Here is a 17850-nt window from a genome sequence, read left to right as displayed (position 1 = left end):
ACGCTGAGGCGATCTGCTCGGCTCAAGGCGCCTGCCGCTAGTAGCCGACGCCTATGCCGTTGACCTCTCGGGCGCGGCGCTGCCGCTCTCCGCCGCCAGACGGGCCGCCGCGACCGCCAGTTGCCCCAGGCTCAGCCCGCCATCGTTGGGCGGCACACGGCGATTGAGATAGACAGCGAAGCCACTGGCTTGCAGCTCGCTGACGAGTTCTTCGAGCAAGAGACGGTTCTGAAAAACGCCGCCGCTGAGGGCCACCTGCGCGAGGCCAGTGCGCTCCCTGATCTGCCGACAGAGATCCGAGAACATGGTAGCAAGCGAACGGTGGAAGCGCCGGGCGATTCGCGCCCGCTCTGTGCCACGCTGAAGGTCCTCAACCAGGGCGGCGAGCAAGGGAGCCACGTCGAGCTGAAGCGGCCCCTGCTGCGAGTGCAGGACCGCGTAGGGATAGGGCGGCTGCTCGTCCGGGGGAACACTGCTGGCGAGCATCTCCAGCTCAATGGCGGCCTGCCCCTCGTAGCGCACTTCGTCACGCAGGTCCAGGATGGCCGCTACGGCGTCGAAGAGGCGCCCCAGACTGGAGGTGGGCAGCGAGTTGAGGCCGCGGGCGATCATCTGCGCCAGGATGCGCCAGGTGCTGCGGTCAAGGCGCCGGGCGAAGGGGATGTTGAGGGTCAGGAAGCGCTCGCCATAGGTGCGCGCCAGGTAGACCGCCGCCATGCGCCACGGCTGGCGGACGGCCTGCTCTCCGCCGGGCAGCGGCACATAGGCCAGGTGGGCCAGGCGCTCAAAACTGCGCAGATCAGCCAGCAGGATTTCGCAGCCCCAGATGGCTCCGTCGGTGCCATAGCCCGTTCCGTCGGCGGCAAGGCCGATCACCGGTCCACTCAGTCCATGCTCGGCCAGGACGCTGGCAATGTGGGCGTGATGGTGCTGGACACCGATGCGCGGCTCCAGGCCGCTATCCAGCGCATATCTGGTGGCCAGATAGTCGGGATGGAGATCGTAGGCCACGGCCTCGGGCACAATGTTAAAGAGGCGCTGGAAGTGCTGAATGCCTTCCCGGAAGGAGGCCAGGGTTTCCAGGTTCTCCAGGTCGCCGATGTGATGCCCAAGGAAGGCCTGTCGCCCCTTGCCCAGACAGAAGGTGTTTTTGAGATGCCCTCCGCAAGCCAGCACGGGCCGCGGCAGCTCGAAGGCCAGGGTGATCGGTTCGGGGACGTAGCCACGCGAGCGCCGGAAGAGCTGTTCTCCGCCAGCGACCAGACGCGTGACTGAGTCGTCGCAGCGCATGTGGATGGCGCGATCGTGGCTGAGCATGCCATCTGCAATGGCCCCCAGGCGCCGGCGGGCCTCGTCGTCGCGATAGGCGATCGGTTCCTCGCTGAGGTTGCCGCTGGTCATCACCAGCACCGGCGGACGCTCAGCGGCTATGCACTGGGCAAAGGCCTGCAGCAGGAGATGATGGAGCGGCGTGTAGGGGAGCATCACGCCCAGCGTGCGATAGCCAGGGGCCACAGCGGGCGCTACAGGACAGGCGGGCCGCTGCTCAAGCAGGACAATGGGCCGGCGCGGCGACTGTAACAGGGCCGCTTCGGCCTCACTGATAACGCAGAGGCGCTGCGCCGTCCCCAGGTCGGGCACCATCAGGGCGAAGGGTTTGGCCTCACGCTGCTTGCGCCTCCGCAATCGCTGGACAGCTCCAGAGTTCAGCGCGTCGCAGGCCAGATGGTAGCCGCCCAGGCCTTTGATGGCCAGGATGGCCCCGCGCGCGAGCAAGCGGGCCACCTGCTCGATCAGATCCGCCCTTCCGCTTGTTTCTGCCTCTTCGGAACTCAGCGCGGCCAGGATGCGCAGCTCTTCGTCCCAGAGTTCCAGCCTGAGCTGTGGCCCACAATCCGGGCAGGCATTGGGCTGCGCGTGGAAACGCCGATTGGTCGGGTCCTCGTACTCGGCGCGGCAGGTCGGGCACATAGGAAAGACGCGCATCGTTGTCTTTTCACGATCATAGGGCACATCCTGGATAATCGTGAAGCGCGGTCCGCAATTGGTACAGTTGATGAAGGGATAGCGATAGCGGCGATCCGCCGGATCAAAAAGCTCATGCAGGCAATCGGCACAGGTGGCCATATCGGGCGAGACCAAGGCGCTGCGCTCGCTGCTTTCCTGGCTCTGTGCGATCACAAAGGCCGTCTCGTGCTGCAGCGGGAGTGCTTCAACCGTCACACGTTCGATGCGCGCCAGCGGGGGGGCCTCCTGCTGCAAGCGCTCACAGAAGTGGGTCAGCGCCTCCATTGGTCCTTCGATCTCGATGGTCACGCCGCGACTGTCGTTGCGCACGAAGCCCGCCAGGTGGAGACGCTGAGCCAGCGCATAGACAAAGGGGCGAAAACCCACTCCCTGCACGATGCCTGTCACGGTGAGACGCTGCCGCAGCCGCGCCGTCACAGTTGCTGGTGCTCCGCCAGACACACGCTCGCTCATGTTGTCGCCCCTCCCGTCAGGTGCGGCATTTCACGGGTGGAGACCACAGGGCGCTTGCCCGCGAAGGAGAGTAACCAGTCACACCAGGCGTCCAGTCCCTCGCCACTGCGGCAGCTCAGCGCGAAGATGTGCAGCTCTGGATTGACGGCCAGCGCTTGAGCGCGCACGCGCTCGAGGTCATAGTCTACGTAGGGCAAGAGATCCAACTTATTGATCACCAGCACCTGGGCGGCAGCAAAGATCTGCGGATACTTGGCCGGCTTCTCATCACCCTCGGTTGTACAGACCACGACGGCCCGCAGATCCTCGCCCAGGTCCCAGGCCGCCGGGCAGACCAGATTGCCGATGTTTTCGATGAAGAGCAGGTCCAGGCGCTGCAGATCAAGCGCCTCCAGGGCATCGCGCACCATATGGGCCTCCAGGTGGCAGGCCCCGCGCGTATTGATCTGTACCACCTGCGCCCCGGCGGCCTCGATACGCTCGGCGTCCAGGCTGGTTTCAATATCGCCTTCGATGACCCCCACAGCCAGCCGTCCACGCAGATGAGCGACGCTGCGTTCCAGCAGGGTCGTCTTGCCCGCTCCCGGGCCGCTCATCAGGTTGATACAGCGCACGCCGGCAGTCGCCAGTCGTTGCCGCACATTCGCCGCAATCTCATCATTGGCCGCCAGAATGTTTCTGGCAATCGTCACTCTGGGCATAGGTGCCGCTCCTCACAGCTTGCTCTCCTGCTCCTGGCCTCCCTGCTCGCTATCAGCCCCAACTTCCATGTCGAGGATCTGGAGTTCGGTGCCCGAGAGAATGCGCCTGGACCAGGTGCCGCAGGTGGGACAGCGGGCAACGAAGTCCACGACAGCAAAGGCGCAGGCACACGGCTCACACCAGGCTCGATGCGGCGTCACTTCGATGGCCAGCCGCGCCCCGGCAAGGGTGGGCGAGAGCGACGCCAGCATTTCAAAGGCGAACTCCAAGGCCTCCACCAGGACACCGCTGGCTTCGCCCACTCGCAGATGGACCGCTCTCACCCGCTGGACACCGCATTCCTCGGCCCGGGCTTCCACCGTTTCGATAATGCCCTGGGCAAGCGCCAGCTCATGCATGACCGTACCTATCTCTCCTTGCCGCATCAGCTATGCCCAGAACGCCTTTCCTCTCTCTGCCATCCTCTTAGTGCCTGCTCATCTGCAGCCCCATCCACGGCTTTCTCCTCCCCTACATCGAGCGAATGCGTAAATACCGCTGGATATCAGGTAGCTGCTGCCTGAGCACCAGGACCAGCAGAGCCAGTACGATTGCGCTCATGATCCATTTGACCATCGACAGTACCTCCTTTCAGCTCAGCTCTGCGTTTTCCAGTATGGACAGAAGCCTTGGCTTCACTTCAATCAGCAGGGCCTGAGCCGGCATAGAGCTGGTTTACAATGGTGTCGAGTAGCAGTAGAGCACGCTCGACCGCCGCCTGCACTGGAGGAGTCAGCCCTATCTGTAGCTCTTCGTCGCCCGCTTCGCTGTCGAGCGGCGTTGGCTCACAGCCGAGCACTAACGCCGGAATGGCCGGCGCCCCAAGGGCCCGGGCATAGGTCAGCACACGCACAGGATCAAGGCTATGCGCTTCCAGCCCCAGCCTGCCAGCGGCCAGATCGGCAGCCTGGTCCTCCGGGGGCAAGAGCGGCTTGAGCAGATAGAGCGTGCCCGGATTGCCGCCACGCGGTACGGCATCGATCAAAATCAGCGCCTGATAGCCATCGAGGAGCGCATAGGCCAGCTCCAGACCGCGAATACCGAAGTCGACCACCTCCACCTCGGGTGGATAGCGTCCGCGCGCTCGCTGAGCTACTACGCAGCCGAAACCGTCGTCGCCGAGAAAGAGATTACCGATGCCAGCCACTAGCAGGCGCCGCAGCCCACCGCGGGCCGCCTGGGCAACGGTCTCCTCTAGCTCCTTTTGTAGCTGCTGCTGATGCTGCTCATCTATATCCATGTACGCCTCATTCCTCCTCAGCGAGTGGCTCCACCTCTTCCGGGAAAAAGAAGAAGCGATGACCCGGCAGCAGGCGTTCGTCCCCCTGGTCTCCAGCAGGATCATCATCGAGAGTCACCACCAGGTAAAGGCGGTTCTCAAAATCCTGGTGGATGACCTCGACGCGCCCAGTGCGCCCCTCCAGCAGCAGATCAAAGGCATCGGCCAGGCGTTCGCGCCGCGCTCGCCCTGGGCAGAGGCGTACGCGTGTCCCCGCCCTTACCTGGCGTCCTGCAATCGTAATCGTCTCCGGCGGAGGGTCATCCTCGCCTGGAAAGATCCAGCCGTTGGCACCGGTGAGGTTCATGACCCACCCTCCTCCAGGGAGCGCAGCCCGCGAATAGTACCGTGGAGCTGCAGCCATTGCTCCGGCGTCATCTGCTCGACCTGCTCCAAGACAGCCCGCCCGCGAGCGTCAGCCCGGCGAATTTGCTCCTTCTCCTCGTCCGTCAGCGTCAAGATGCGCAAGGCCAGCAGCTCATCGATCTCGGTGCCGTCGAAGAGGGGAGCTGGACTTTCGGGGGCGATCTGCGGATAGTCGTAGAGGATGATTGGTGCCGAGAGCAGGCCGTCACGCTCGCCGGGCTCACCTACCAGGACCGGCCAGGTACCGCAGTTCTGACAGGAGGCCGCGACCTGATGCAAGGCTTCGGGCGGCTCCATCAGGGAGACAAAGGCGCCCCTTTCCACCTGGAGGATGGTATGCGTTGAAACGCAGGCCGAGAGCAGGGCCTCCTGTGCGCGCAGCTCGGCGGGGGTCTCCACAGCGGTTGTGTTGACCACGCTCACGCGTAATTTCCAGAGATCCTCGTATTCAGGCACCGCTTTCGCAGTGATGCGGACCTCACCGCTCAGCGCACGCCCTTCGCGCACAATGCTCCCTGATCTGCCCGCGATTGCTCTGACCGGCTCCTCTTCCACCAGGCGCCGTGCCGGAAACGCGAAAGGCAGACACCGCTCCGTCTGGAGCAGGTCACACAGCGGCAACGCCCTTACGCTCACACTGCGCTCGATTCCCTCCTCCCACGTGCCTGCTATCGAGGTATGTGCCCACAGCAACGCTCGTTCCTGCGGCTGCCCTGCCGGCTCTGCCCCTATGCTCTGGGCCTCTGGGCGCCAACAGCGCATCAACTGGAGAAAGCGGACAGAGATCGCGAGCCGCGGATCAGCCTCCAGCCTGGCCTCTAGCAGACATTCCGTCTGCATGCGCCAGGGTTCCACCTCGCCGCCCGCCTCGCTGTAGGCGCGCGGATAGACCACCCCATAGGTCCAGCGCTGACGGTTCTTGAGGGCCGAGTGACGGTACGGATAGAGCAAATAGCCCTCATAGAGCACCGCATCGGCGATGGCCTGAATCGTCTCCAGCTTCATCCCTGGCTCACCTCCCGCTCAGCCGCCGCCAGCAGGCGCAGTATGGTCTCATCCCAGGTCGGCAGTCCGCGGGCCATTTTATAGGCATAGAGCCGGTCGAAGACCTGGCGCTGCAGGCGAATCCAGGCGCTCCCCGGATAGAAGCGCGCGACCAGCTCACGCCAGCACTGCAGCGGCAGTGCAAAGGTCGCCTCCTTTGACCAGGGAATCGGGGCGATTTGGAGACGCCCATCCTCGCCCTCGTAGAAGACCGTACCGCTGAAGAGGAAGCGCAGCGGAATGGCTCCCTCCTCGCCTTCCAGGGCGGCAAAATACTTGGTGCTGACCACTTCGAAATCGTAGGTGCAGGAGACCGGCAGTTCGACCTCCGTACGCTCGCTGAACGGCGGGACGACCGTCCCGGCATGTGCCCAGAGGAGCGAGCGCAAGGTTTCGCCCCAGCGAGCTGGCTCGCCAAAGACTTCCAGCAGGCGCGCCTGGGCCACAGGGCTGTAGCGCCGGCGCGTGGCTTCGATCTGGATCTGGGCCCGCAAGACAACGCTCTGGATTGGCTCGCCGGGCAGACGATTGCGGAGCTGCAGGCGAAAGAGCAACATGGGTGCAGCGGCATAGGCTGGCACGTCTGCGCCAACGACGGTAAAGTCAAGATCCGGCATCGTTTTCCCCTTCCCCAAGGTCCGGCGCCGCTCGCCCAGCCGTCACGACCTCAGCCCGCGCTTGCAGCTCGCCGAAAAAGGTTCGTAGCGCCTGCTCCACCTCGGGGCCGCCGCTCAGGCCACGCCAGGAGGAGCGGATCAGGCCCGTCAGGCGATAGCAGACATCGATCGGCACCAGATAATAATCGTGCGCGCCGCGGACCCGATTGATCAGCAAGGCCTCCACATCGGGCAACAGCTCCCCCAGCAGCGGATAGCGTGCGACCAGTCCCTGCCAGCCGTCGAGGTTCAGCAGGGACTCTGTCGCGCCTGCCGGGCCGGGATAGAAGGCCAGCACACGCCCCGCTGGCGTGCTGTAAAAGAGATAGACCAGGTTCACTGGCAACCCTAGCGCCTCCCATTCGCCATCAGTCAGCACGAGGTCGCGCAGCCAGCGGGTACGCTCGGGGATCAAGCGATAGCGGCTCTGGCCTCGCTCAGCCCCGACGCGGAAGAGCAGTGCACACGGATCACAGACACAGAGCACCTGACGTCGCTCGGGGGCAAACAGATGTCGGTGGGTCGGCAGGAGCACCGCCCGGCACAGCTCACAATGCTCCAGGGGGCCGCGCTGCGGCTTGACTTCGCGTTGCACGAAGCGCCGCAGCGCGCCCAAAGGGAGCGCCATAGGGGCCCGGCTCATCTGCTGCTCACTTTCGCCGCCCGCTTCCTCACGCCAGGCAAGCAGGCCAGGCCCCAGCTCCGACCACACATCACCCACACACCTCATTGCTGCTCACCCCCCTCTCGCGCCGGTCCCCGGCTCCTCTGCCCCTACCCCAGCCGGAGAGCCACCGCCGCCACGCCGGCGCGGGACAAAGACCACCGGGAGCGGCGTCTTGCCCCGGACCGGCGTTCCGGCCTCCTCATCCCCCTCCTCGATTTCCAAGCCGCTTAGATCGGGAGCCGCACGATACACCGCCTCTTCGATCCTCTGCCGCAGATACTGTACTGAGGCGGGACAGCCGCGACAGCTCCCACTCAAACGCAGCGAGACCACGCCATCGGCCACGCTCAGGAGCACCAGCTCACCGCCATGCCCTTGAACCACAGGCCGCAGCTCCTCTAGCGCTCGCTCAACCCGCTCCTTGAGCGGGACAGGATACAGATCATGTAAGAGCAGCAAACTGGCGACCAGCTCATCGCTGGTCAGCAGATCGAGCAAAGGCGGAGCGACAGCAGAGGCCAGCCTGCGCGTGCTCTCCACAGCCGTCAACAGCTCCACAATACGCCGCAGGCCCTCACCATAGAGCGCCACCAGCGCCCGGACCAGCTCCTCTGCGAAAGCACGCGCATGGGGATCGGGCAGACGCTCGATGTCTGCTAGCAGACGCTCAATCTCTTGAGCTGGATGAGGCTCCTGGCGTCTCTGGTGCTCCGGCGCACCACCGCTCATGGCCTTCTCCTCCTGATTCCGGCGGCCCGCCTGTTGGCAAGGCACCGTAGCGGGCCGCCCCTTGACAGCCTGGTCAGCAGGCCACTCCGTGCCTCTGCTGCTGGTTGGCCGCCCCAGCTCACAGAACGTGGCCTGGCTTGCTCCGGCTCGCCACACCTTCCTTACTGCACTCGCCCGAAGGTCGGAGAATGCACGACCTGCAGCTCTTTGCCGTTGCCTAGATACATATGCACCCCGCAGGGCAGGCACGGATCGAAGCTACGCACCGCGCGCATAATATCGATGCCCTTAAACTTGTCGGGGCCATTCTCCTCGAAGATCGGCGTATTCTGGACCGCGTCCTCATAGGGGCCGGGCGTCCCATAGATATCGCGCACACTGGCATTCCAGGGCGTGGGCGGGTAGGGGTGATAGTTGGCAATCTTGCCGTTCTCGATCACCAGATGGTGCGAGAGCACCCCGCGCACCGCCTCATGGAAACCGCAGCCAATGGCCTCCTTGGGCACTGTAAAATCGCTCCAGGTCTTCGTGCGACCCGCGCGGATCTCGGCAAGCGCCTTCTCCACACAGTAGAGCGCCACCGCCGCCGCATAGGCCTGGAAGTACGAGCGGGCCCGATCGCGCTCCAGGGCATTGCTCCACTTCGGGATCTTCCACTCAAACTCGACCTCGGGTTTCAGCGCCGTCTTCGGCAAGCGGATCTTGACACTGTGTCCGGTCGCCTTGATGTAGCCGCCCAGATCGACCAGGCCCGCCAGCGCCGTCACCCACAGGCGCGCCAATGGCCCGCCGCCCGTATCCAGCGCCAGATACTGCCCCGTGCGCTTATCGTACCAGCGCGGCGACATCACCCAGCTATACTTCCCTTTGAAATCGCGCTTCTGCGGCTTCGGAATTGTCGTCTGGTTCCAGGGATGGCGCTGATCGACCGGGTTGCCCAGCGGATCACGATCGACAAAGGTCCGCTCGTTCTCCCAATCCTCGTAATAGGAGCTACCCAGTAAGATGCGAATCCCCAGATTGATATCGACCAGACTCGTCGTCACCAGCTCCCCATCGACCACCACGCCCGGCGTCACGAACATGGCCCGTCCCCACTTATCCATCGTGCGATAATCGTAGTCGCAGACGTCGGGGTCCTGGAACGAGCCCCAGCAGCCCAGCAACACACGCCGCTGGCCGACCTTTTCATACCCAGGCAGGGCCTGATAGAAGAAATCGAAGAGGTCATCATGCAAGGGAACGACCTTCTTCATAAACTCCACATATTTCATCAGGCGGACCAGGTAGTCGGTGAAGAGCTGGACCGTTGCCACCGTGCCTACGCCGCCGGGATAGAGCGTCGACGGATGGACATGGCGCCCCTCCATCAAGCAGAACTTCTCGCGCGTCAGGCGGCTCATCTGCAACGCCTCGCGATAAAACTCGCCCGTGAAGGGATTGAGCGCCCGCATAATATCGGCGATCGTGCGATAGCCGTGGTCCCTGGCATGCGGGGCCTCGGTCTTCTGGGCCAGCTCCCAGACGCCGGGATTGGTCTCCCGCACCATCTGCTCGCAGAAATCGACCCCGACCAGATTCTCCTGAAAGATGTTGTGGTCAAACATGTACTCCGCCGCCTCGCCGAGGTTCAGAATCCACTCGCCGAGCGCCGGCGGCTTCACCCCATAGGCCATATTCTGCGCATAGACCGAGCAGGTCGCGTGATTATCTCCACAGATCCCACAGATGCGGCTGGTGATGAAATGGGCATCGCGCGGGTCCTTACCCTTCAGAAAGATGCTGTAGCCACGGAAGATCGACGACGTACTGTAGCACTCCACGACCTGCCGCTTCTTAAAATCGATCTTGGTATAGATTCCCAGACTGCCCACAATGCGCGTAATCGGGTCCCAGGCCATTTCAATCACCTGGCCAGGCTCAGCCGGGGCAGCCTGACGTCGTACTTCAGTGGTCATCGTGCTCTCTCCTTTGCTGAACAGGCCAAAGCGAGCCAAAGAGTGCCGGCCATGTTCTTCTTGCATCCACATCAATGAGCAAGGGTCTAGACAAGCTAACAGCGCAACAAAGGACGGCGGCACACAATTATCCACTTTGAGCCAAGCTCTTCCAATATGCTGGAGGCGCTGCAGCCCGTCGAAACGTTTACGATGGTTCTCGCTACCAGCGCGGCTGATAACCGGTTGCTAACTCCTGGCCCTTACGGCGCCACGAAGGTTCCTTATTGAGTGTCGACTTCGTAATATTGCGCAGAGCGCGGATCGCGCCGCCGTAGGCGCCGGCGATGCCCGTCGACAGCTTGGCCCCGGGCGGCTCATCCATGAAGGGCATAAACTTATCGGGGAAGCCAGGCATGGTACAGCCGATACAGATCCCGCCCACGTTGGGACAGCCACCAATGCCGGCCATCCAGCCGCGTTTCGGCACGTTGCACTGTACGACCGGGCCCCAACAGCCGAGTTTCACCAGGCATTGAGGAGCGCCATACTCGGTAGCAAAGTCGCCCTGCTCATAATAGCTGCCGCGGTCGCAGCCCTCATGAACTGTTCTGCCAAAGAGCCAGGTGGGACGTCCGAGGTCATCGAGGGGGATCATCGGCGCCAGACCCGCCGCCTGATAGAGCAGATAGAGGAGCGTCTCCATGAAGTTATCCGGCTGCACAGGGCAACCAGGAACATTGACAATGGGAATACCAGCCCACGACTTCCAGGAGTGGCCCAGATAGTCAGCCAGGCCCATCGCCCCTGTGGGGTTGCCCTGCATGGCATGGATACCGCCGTAGGTGGCGCAGGTCCCAATGGCCACCACCGCCCAGGCTTTCGGCGCCAGCCGATCGATCCACTCGCAGGTCGTGATCGGCTGCCCAGTCGCCGGATCAGTTCCCAGCGCGGCCCAATAGCCTTCCCGCTTGATGCGCTCGTTGGGGATCGAGCCTTCGACCACCAGCACAAAGGGATCAAGCTCGCCACGTTCGGCCTGGTACCACCAGGTCATAAAGCTGTCGCCGCCCAGCTCATAGGCGAGGACAGGATTGTGCAAATAGACGCGGGGAAGTCCCGGAATGGCTCCCAGGATCACATCCTCCAGGCTTGGCTGACTGGCCGCCGTAATTGAGACCGAGTCGCCATCACAGCCCAGGCCCGCAGTGATCCAGACGATATGGACCGCCTCCACGCGCGTCCTGGTCATAGCGGTGCCTCCTTCAACATGAGCGCGCACATGCAGGCACGCTCGCAGCTAGGCCAGTGCATTGACTGGCTCACCGACCGGCTCTCAGATGAACAACACCAGACACACGCACACGCTACAGCCTCTGCTGCCTGCGGATGCAGCGTATTCCGTTTCGTTCCGTTCCGGGCTTCCTTGCTCACTGTAGTAAAACCGCAGCCATCCCAACAACCAGCACGCTCCCTCGTCCCTATATTGAGGATAGCGAGCAGCACCAAATCACGAGCCGCTTCGCCCGCCAGCCGGGCTAACGCATGGCCATCACCCGGCGAGAAGCGGAGACACAAAGTACTCTCCCACCGCTAGGCCCCAGCCCGAGATCATCAACGTAAGCGCAAGACGAAACGGGACGGACAAGTGGACCCTCTCCTCCGCGGCGAGCGCCAAAGGCAGCCTCTCCTTGTCTTCTCAGGCGGCAGGCGCGCGAAGCCCCAGGCAGTAGTGGTCACCAGGGCCAAAGCAAGCCTCGGTTAGGAGAAAACGCAGCTCGGGTTTGGTTCAGGTCAGCATACAGAATAGCAAGTCAAGAAGGGCACACACTCCGGTGACGAAGACCACACAGCAAAGGAGCAGGCAAGGGGGTTCCGATGTAAGCAGCACAGCCGGAAAGCCCTCAGCCGGTCCGCCGTCTCTCCTCCTGGGCGCAACACATGCTAACAGCACGACGTTCAAGGACCAGCTCTTCCCTGGAGCAAATGGCGCTTCCTTGTTCTGACGAGACTTTTGACAGAAACTTCCGCTCAGGGATGGACTTTGGCTTCTTCAGTAGTATTGTTGAGGTTCATGCCCGGCAAGCATCCCGAGACAGAATCAACTATAGCATAGACAAATCGCCAGAGTCAAGCGGGAATCTGGCACAATGGATATTAGCGTTGCAACACAGCTGCATCTGTCTCACATTGTTATACGCTGTTTCACTCAAATGATACCTAAGATTTTCATACCGGGGGACTTGACAAACGAGCCGTGATCACCTTAGTATATAGAACATGCATTCTAGGCCCACATGGGCCGGCAAAAAAGGGGAAACTACTCCATGACCATACAGCTTCGTCAGCCGCCCGGGGTGACCAGGAAGAGGCAGGCCATCACCGGGGAGGAGGATGATGCCATCTACCTTGCGCCGCGGCTGCCGAGCAGCACACGCCGCTATCAGCCCCTGCCACCCGCACGCGCGGACGTGGCCGGCCCGTTGAGCGGACTCACTGGCCCGCAGCCAGCGGTTTTCATCCAACGGCGGCGCGCCAGTAATCAGCTGAGGCCAGAACACGGCACGACCTCCAAAGCGGTGGTGCCCGAGGGCCTGCGCGCCGTCGCTCCGACACGCATCAAGGCCCGGCGTATGGGTCGTTTCTGGGCCCTGCGCCTCTTCGTTCTCGGCCTCTTGCTCACTGCCCTGCTCGGTCTGGGCCTGGCTTACCTCGGTTCCTGGTGGCAGCTCCATCAGGAGGATGTCCAGTTTGGGCGCCCACGCACCTGGCAGATGGACGCCGTGGTCGGGCATCACGATAGCCCAAGCCATCCCACCCATTTTGTCTTTATCAATCTCAATCGACATGTTGAGATCATTGAATTTCCTGGTGGGGACGGCAGCAACGCGCGCGTCTACAATGGCCCAGTGCTCTTCGGCTCCAATCAGGACCTGGTTCCGGTTACCGCCGAGGTCCATGATGTGAACGGCGACGGTCGGCCAGATCTGATCGTCCATATCGGCGAGCAGCGTCTTGTCTTGCTCAACGACGGCGATACGTTCCGGCCCGCTACTGCCGCTGATCACATCAATCTCTAAGTCGGGCGCCAGCCACCAGCCGTGGCGTCTGTGGCCCTTCGGGGCCTATCTGCTCAGCCTGCCATTCATACAGAGGACAGAAGCAGGCTTTCGCTCGCCTTGGTTCGGCTCAGAGCCGGCTGTCGGCGAACCTGGCTTCCGTCCTCTGCTTTTCTTTTGGTGGTTGCTTGCCCGAATCAAGCATTCGCAGGCTGAGACGGACCTCTTCCTTCTCCAGCCTGCCCCTGCCTCGGCAGCGGAGTGAAGCGGTCACTAGCTGGCGCGCAGGCTTTTGACATACTGCAGATGCGCCCGATCATGTTCCCAATCTTCGCGGTCCTGCTCGTCGCGCTTGATGGGTGTTTCCAGCACAACTGTCAGCGTGGCCAGACGCGCATCGCTGAGGAGCGCCTGCAGTCCAGCTAAGGGGATCAGCCCTTCGCCGACGCGCGCATGCACATCGCGATGACTTCCGAGCGGCTGCCGGCTATCGTTGAGATGAAGCACCTTGAGGCGAGAGAGACCTACCAGCTCGGCGAAGCGCTGCAGCACGGCCTCTACTCCTGCAGGAGAGCCGATATCGTAGCCTGCTCCCCAGAGATGGGCCGTATCCAGACAGATTCCCAAGCACTCCTGTGCCTCCGGCAAATGAGCCAGCACGGTGGCCAGCTCCTCAAAGCGCTGCCCCAGGGTATGGCCGGCCCCAACATCATTTTCGAGCAAGAGGCGTACGCCCGCTGGCATCTCGGACAACACCAGGCGCAGGGCTTCGACCAGGCGCGCAATGCCCTGTTCAAGGCCAGCTCCGCGGTGACTGCCGATGTGCACCACCACATCGGAGGCTTCCAGCAGGGCTGCCCGTGCCAGCGTCCAGGAGAGCAACCTGATCGAGGCCTGCCAGATCTCCTCACGTGGCGAGGCGAGATTGATCAAATACGGCGCATGCACAATCACTGGCGCCAAACCCCGAGCCCGGGCGGCCTGAGCAAACTCCCGCGCTGCCTCTTCACCGCCAGTCGGCGGCTTCCAGCCCGTAGGATTGCTCGCAAAAAGCTGGATGGTTTCACAGCCCAGGAAACAGGCTATCTCTAGCGCCCGCAGTGGCCTGCCATTGAGAGGCATATGTCGTCCTATCCGCATCTTGCCCTTACTTCTATCTTCAGGTCCCTTCTGGTCTTGACTCGGCCCGGAGTCTCGCCCTCCTCCTGTTTCCAGCTCAGCCACGGCGCTCAGGGCCTCGCCTCTTCTGGTGAAGAAGCGTGATGCTCGCTCTCAGGTAGCTGCTCACGTCGTTCGCCCGCTGTGGCCGAGCCTTCACCCAAAGGCAGCCGTTCCTGCAGAGCCTGAACAGCGCGCTGAACATCGGGCAGGCCATCGATATGCGGCAACTCATCCAGGCTCGTCAGCCCAAACTGCTGCAGAAACTCGGGAGTGGTTGCAAAGAGCGCCGGGTGACCCACCGTCGGAGCCCGTCCCACTTCGGCGACCAGCCCATGCTGAATCAGGCTCGCCAGGGCCCGATCACTGTTGACCCCACGAATGGCCTCGATCTGGGCGCGCGTAATCGGCTGCCGATAGCAAATCACCGCCAGCGTCTCCAGGGCTGCCGGCGTCAGCTTGGCGGTCAATGGCAGGCCGAGCAATGCCGCCACATAGCGCGCATTCTCAGGCGCTGTGACAAGCTGCACCTGAGTGCCCAGACGCTGCAGGCGTAGTCCGCGTCGCTGCTCCTCCAGGTCACGCGCCAGCGCGCGCAGACCCGCCTGTAGATCCTCCTCGCCGATTCCCAATACTTTGCGCAGCTCGTTCTGCTCTAGCGGACGCCCTGCTACGAAGAGTAGACTTTCAATGGCCGCTGCTATGCGCGCCTCATCTCCCTGTAACGCCTGTGGCAGAGCAGCTATTTCTCTCGTGCCATGCGGCGTCTCCGCGCTCACCTTGTCCTGCCTCCGCATAGTGGGTGGATGGTGGGTGAGTGAGTGAGTCACTGACTGACCTGAGCGATTCGATCGGCTCCCCCCCGAATGAGGGGACGGAGACGGCGCGGCCATTATACCATAGCCTTCCCGCCGAGCATAGCCACCAATTTTTGGTCTCTCCGCCCAACTTTGATAAGAAGACACTCAAATCTTCTTGCAATGATGCACTCAATGTGGTATAGTAACAGACAAGGTAAGAAGTTTGCAGACAGGGGGAGGCCATAGAGCCATGAAGTTGGAGCGCTTAACCGAGAAGGCCCGCGAGGCCATCACGGATGCATCAGAGTTAGCGCGTAGTTATAATCATAGCCAGATTGAACCGGAGCACTTGCTCTATGCCCTGCTGGAGCAGCAGGGGGGCATCACGAGCGAGATTATCCAGAAGGCTGGGGGTGACCTGGCAGCAGCGCGGCGTGTGGTACGCAATGAGTTGGAGCGCATGCCGCGCGTCTATGGTGGCAGTGAGCCAGGCCTTTCGCCGCAACTGCGGCGGGTTTTGGAAGAGGCCTGGCGTCAGATGGCTAGCTTCAAGGATGAGTATCTAAGTGTTGAGCATTTACTGCTAGCGCTCTTTGAGGTCGGCGGCGATGCTATTCAGCGGGCTTTCCGCGCCGCTGGCGTGACACGCGATACGACGCTGCGTGCGCTCAGTGCCATCCGCGGCTCGCAGCGCGTGACGGATGAGAATCCCGAGGGGAAGTATCAGGCCCTGGAGAAGTATGGGCGCAATTTGACCGCCCTGGCCGCTCAGGGTAAGCTTGATCCGGTGATTGGACGCGACGAGGAGATCCGCCGCGTCATCCAGGTGCTTAGCCGGCGCACGAAGAATAATCCTGTGCTGATCGGTGACCCCGGTGTTGGTAAGACGGCCATTGTTGAGGGCCTGGCTCAGCGCATTGTGCGCGGCGATGTGCCTAAGACGCTGAAGGATAAGCAGATTATTGCTCTTGATCTGGGCGCTTTGATCGCCGGGGCCAAGTATCGCGGCGAGTTCGAGGAGCGCCTGAAGGCGGTGTTACGCGAGATCCAGAATTCTGAAGGACGCATTATTCTCTTTATTGATGAGCTGCATACGTTGGTGGGTGCCGGCGCCGCTGAGGGGGCGATGGACGCTTCCAATATGCTGAAACCCTTGCTGGCGCGCGGCGAGCTGCACTGCATTGGCGCAACAACGCTCGACGAGTATCGTAAATATATCGAGAAAGATGCCGCTCTGGAGCGCCGCTTCCAGCCAATTATGGTTGAGGAGCCATCGGTCGAGGATACGATCAGTATTCTGCGCGGCTTGAAGCAGCGCTATGAGGTTCACCACGGCGTCCGCATTCAGGATAGCGCTCTGGTGGCGGCGGCTATGCTGTCGAAGCGCTATATCAGCGACCGCTTCCTGCCGGATAAGGCCATCGATTTGATCGATGAGGCGGCTAGCCGACGCCGCGTGGAGCTGGACAGCACTCCCAGCGAGATCGATGCCTTGGAGCGCCGCATCCGTCAGCTCCAGGTCGAGCATGAGGCGCTCAAGAAGGAGACGGACCCGGCCAGCCGTGAGCGACGCGAGCGGGTGGAGCAGGAGATCGCTAATCTGAATGAGCAGTTGCATAGTTTGCGTCTCTCGCTGGAGCGGGAGCGGGAGCCGGTGGAGACGCTGCGCCGCTTGAAAACAGAGCTGGAGGAGGCCCAGGTGGCTTTGGAGCGGGCAGAGCGCGAATATAATCTGGAGGAGCAGGCGCGCTTGCGCTACGGTGTTATTCCCGAGCTGGAGCGTCGCATCCGCGAGATGGAGGGTAAGCTCAGCGAGATCCAGGGGGCGCGTATGCTGAAGGAGGAGGTTGACGCCGAGGATATTGCGGAGATCGTTTCCAAGTGGACGCATATCCCGGTCGCTAAGTTGATGGAGGGCGAGGTCCAGAAGCTCCTGAAGATGGAGGAGCGCCTGCGCGAGCGGGTGGTTGGCCAGGATCACGCCCTGCGCGCGGTCTCGGATGCCATTCGCCGCGCCCGCGCTGGCTTGCAGGACCCCAATCGTCCCCTGGCGAGCTTCCTCTTCTTGGGTCCTACTGGCGTCGGTAAGACGGAGTTGGCCCGGGCTTTGGCCGAGTTCCTCTTCGATAATGAACAGGCGCTGGTGCGCATCGATATGTCAGAGTACATGGAGAAACATAGCGTCTCGCGCCTGATCGGTGCTCCTCCGGGCTATGTGGGCTATGAGGAGGGCGGCCAGTTGACGGAGGCCGTGCGCCGCCATCCTTATAGCGTGGTGCTCTTCGATGAGATCGAGAAGGCGGCGCCCGATGTCTTTAATGTGCTGTTGCAGTTGCTCGACGACGGTCGCCTGACGGATGGTCAGGGCCGCACCGTGGACTTTAAGAACACGGTGATCATTATGACGAGCAATGTGGGCACGGCCTGGCTGCCTGAGCTGGAGGGCCTCGATGAGGAGGAGGTACAGCGCCAGGTTCGACAGCGCCTGCGCGAGGAGGGCTTCCGTCCAGAGTTTATCAACCGCATCGATGAGATTGTGATCTTCCATCCGCTGACGCCTGAGCGGATCAAGGAGATTGTGGATATTCAGATCAATCGCCTGCGCCCGCGCCTGGCCGAGCGACATATCACGTTGCAGGTGAGCGAGGCGGCTCGCGAGTTGCTGGCGAGCGAGGGATACGATCCTCATTTCGGGGCCCGCCCGCTCAAACGGGTGATCCAGCGCGAGGTCGAAAATCGTCTGGCGCGGGCTTTGCTGGACGGAACAATTCGCGAGGGTGATACGGTGCAGATCGATGCGCGCAACGGCCAGATTGTGATCGAGCCAGTGCGCGCGCCTGCCCAGGTCTGAGCAAGCAGGCTTCACCGGTGGCTACTGGCTTTGGCTGGGCGGCGCCAGCCGGACCGGGCCGGACTATCAGGAGCACGGTAGG

Annotated in this window: 17 protein-coding genes; 3 read left to right on the top strand and 14 right to left on the bottom strand. The window is 62.4% G+C overall.

Annotated features, from left to right (window positions below; all coding sequences use genetic code 11):
* Positions 1-51: 51 nt before the first annotated feature.
* From hypF to AC6H1L_RS13005, 12 genes are all read right to left on the bottom strand, one after another.
* A complete protein-coding gene (hypF, locus tag AC6H1L_RS13060; RefSeq protein WP_497597930.1) occupies positions 52-2481 on the bottom strand; it encodes a carbamoyltransferase HypF in 2430 nt (809 codons plus the stop codon).
* Positions 2478-3182 carry a hydrogenase nickel incorporation protein HypB gene (gene hypB / locus AC6H1L_RS13055; protein WP_497597929.1) on the bottom strand — a complete coding sequence of 235 codons (705 nt, stop codon included), beginning with the start codon at positions 3180-3182 and terminating at the stop codon, positions 2478-2480. The genes hypF and hypB overlap by 4 nt, the downstream gene beginning before the upstream one ends.
* A 12-nt stretch (positions 3183-3194) precedes the next feature.
* Positions 3195-3608, bottom strand: a complete 414-nt coding sequence (locus AC6H1L_RS13050; RefSeq protein WP_497597928.1) for a hydrogenase maturation nickel metallochaperone HypA/HybF — start codon at positions 3606-3608, stop codon at positions 3195-3197.
* Positions 3609-3693: 85 nt separating this feature from the next.
* Positions 3694-3798 (bottom strand): DUF6893 family small protein, encoded by a 105-nt coding sequence (locus AC6H1L_RS13045; RefSeq protein ID WP_497597927.1) that lies wholly within the window; start codon positions 3796-3798, stop codon positions 3694-3696.
* A 64-nt stretch (positions 3799-3862) separates the two neighbouring features.
* A complete protein-coding gene (locus AC6H1L_RS13040; protein ID WP_497597926.1) occupies positions 3863-4462 on the bottom strand; it encodes a hydrogenase maturation protease in 600 nt (199 codons plus the stop codon).
* 7 nt (positions 4463-4469) lie between these two features.
* A complete protein-coding gene (locus AC6H1L_RS13035) occupies positions 4470-4808 on the bottom strand; it encodes a hypothetical protein (RefSeq protein ID WP_497597925.1) in 339 nt (112 codons plus the stop codon).
* Positions 4805-5872 (bottom strand): hypothetical protein, encoded by a 1068-nt coding sequence (locus AC6H1L_RS13030; protein WP_497597924.1) that lies wholly within the window; start codon positions 5870-5872, stop codon positions 4805-4807. Before AC6H1L_RS13030 ends, AC6H1L_RS13035 begins: the two co-directional genes overlap by 4 nt.
* Complete coding sequence (locus AC6H1L_RS13025) at positions 5869-6528, bottom strand: DUF6084 family protein (protein ID WP_497597923.1); 660 nt, start codon at positions 6526-6528, stop codon at positions 5869-5871. The genes AC6H1L_RS13030 and AC6H1L_RS13025 overlap by 4 nt, the downstream gene beginning before the upstream one ends.
* Positions 6515-7288, bottom strand: a complete 774-nt coding sequence (locus AC6H1L_RS13020) for a DUF5947 family protein (RefSeq protein ID WP_497597922.1) — start codon at positions 7286-7288, stop codon at positions 6515-6517. Before AC6H1L_RS13020 ends, AC6H1L_RS13025 begins: the two co-directional genes overlap by 14 nt.
* A 15-nt stretch (positions 7289-7303) precedes the next feature.
* The gene (locus tag AC6H1L_RS13015) at positions 7304-7963 is read right to left on the bottom strand and encodes a NifU family protein (protein ID WP_497597921.1); all 660 of its coding nucleotides are present in this window, start codon (positions 7961-7963) and stop codon (positions 7304-7306) included.
* A 161-nt stretch (positions 7964-8124) separates the two neighbouring features.
* Positions 8125-9921, bottom strand: a complete 1797-nt coding sequence (locus tag AC6H1L_RS13010) for a nickel-dependent hydrogenase large subunit (protein ID WP_497597920.1) — start codon at positions 9919-9921, stop codon at positions 8125-8127.
* Positions 9922-10123: 202 nt separating this feature from the next.
* Positions 10124-11152 (bottom strand): NADH-quinone oxidoreductase subunit B family protein, encoded by a 1029-nt coding sequence (locus tag AC6H1L_RS13005; RefSeq protein WP_497597919.1) that lies wholly within the window; start codon positions 11150-11152, stop codon positions 10124-10126.
* A gap of 137 nt (positions 11153-11289) precedes the next feature.
* On the opposite strand from AC6H1L_RS13005, the gene AC6H1L_RS13000 reads away from it, so the two are divergent.
* Together AC6H1L_RS13000 and AC6H1L_RS12995 are read left to right on the top strand one after the other, a co-directional pair.
* On the top strand, positions 11290-11442 hold the full coding sequence (locus AC6H1L_RS13000; protein WP_497597918.1) for a hypothetical protein: 153 nt from the start codon (positions 11290-11292) through the stop codon (positions 11440-11442).
* 785 nt (positions 11443-12227) lie between these two features.
* Positions 12228-12980, top strand: a complete 753-nt coding sequence (locus AC6H1L_RS12995; RefSeq protein WP_497597917.1) for an FG-GAP repeat domain-containing protein — start codon at positions 12228-12230, stop codon at positions 12978-12980.
* Between the two features lie 252 nt (positions 12981-13232).
* On the opposite strand, the gene AC6H1L_RS12990 is transcribed toward AC6H1L_RS12995, so the two are convergent.
* Both AC6H1L_RS12990 and scpB read right to left on the bottom strand, forming a co-directional pair.
* Positions 13233-14081 carry a deoxyribonuclease IV gene (locus AC6H1L_RS12990; protein ID WP_497597916.1) on the bottom strand — a complete coding sequence of 283 codons (849 nt, stop codon included), beginning with the start codon at positions 14079-14081 and terminating at the stop codon, positions 13233-13235.
* A gap of 107 nt (positions 14082-14188) precedes the next feature.
* Complete coding sequence (gene scpB / locus AC6H1L_RS12985; protein ID WP_497597915.1) at positions 14189-14896, bottom strand: SMC-Scp complex subunit ScpB; 708 nt, start codon at positions 14894-14896, stop codon at positions 14189-14191.
* A gap of 271 nt (positions 14897-15167) precedes the next feature.
* On the opposite strand from scpB, the gene clpB reads away from it, so the two are divergent.
* Positions 15168-17768 carry an ATP-dependent chaperone ClpB gene (clpB, locus tag AC6H1L_RS12980; RefSeq protein ID WP_497597914.1) on the top strand — a complete coding sequence of 867 codons (2601 nt, stop codon included), beginning with the start codon at positions 15168-15170 and terminating at the stop codon, positions 17766-17768.
* Positions 17769-17850 lie beyond the last annotated feature (82 nt).

The organism is Thermogemmatispora argillosa (genome assembly GCF_059696725.1).
The sequence above is the reverse complement of the archived record's forward strand: the minus strand, read 5'-3'. Positions and strand labels throughout refer to the sequence as shown.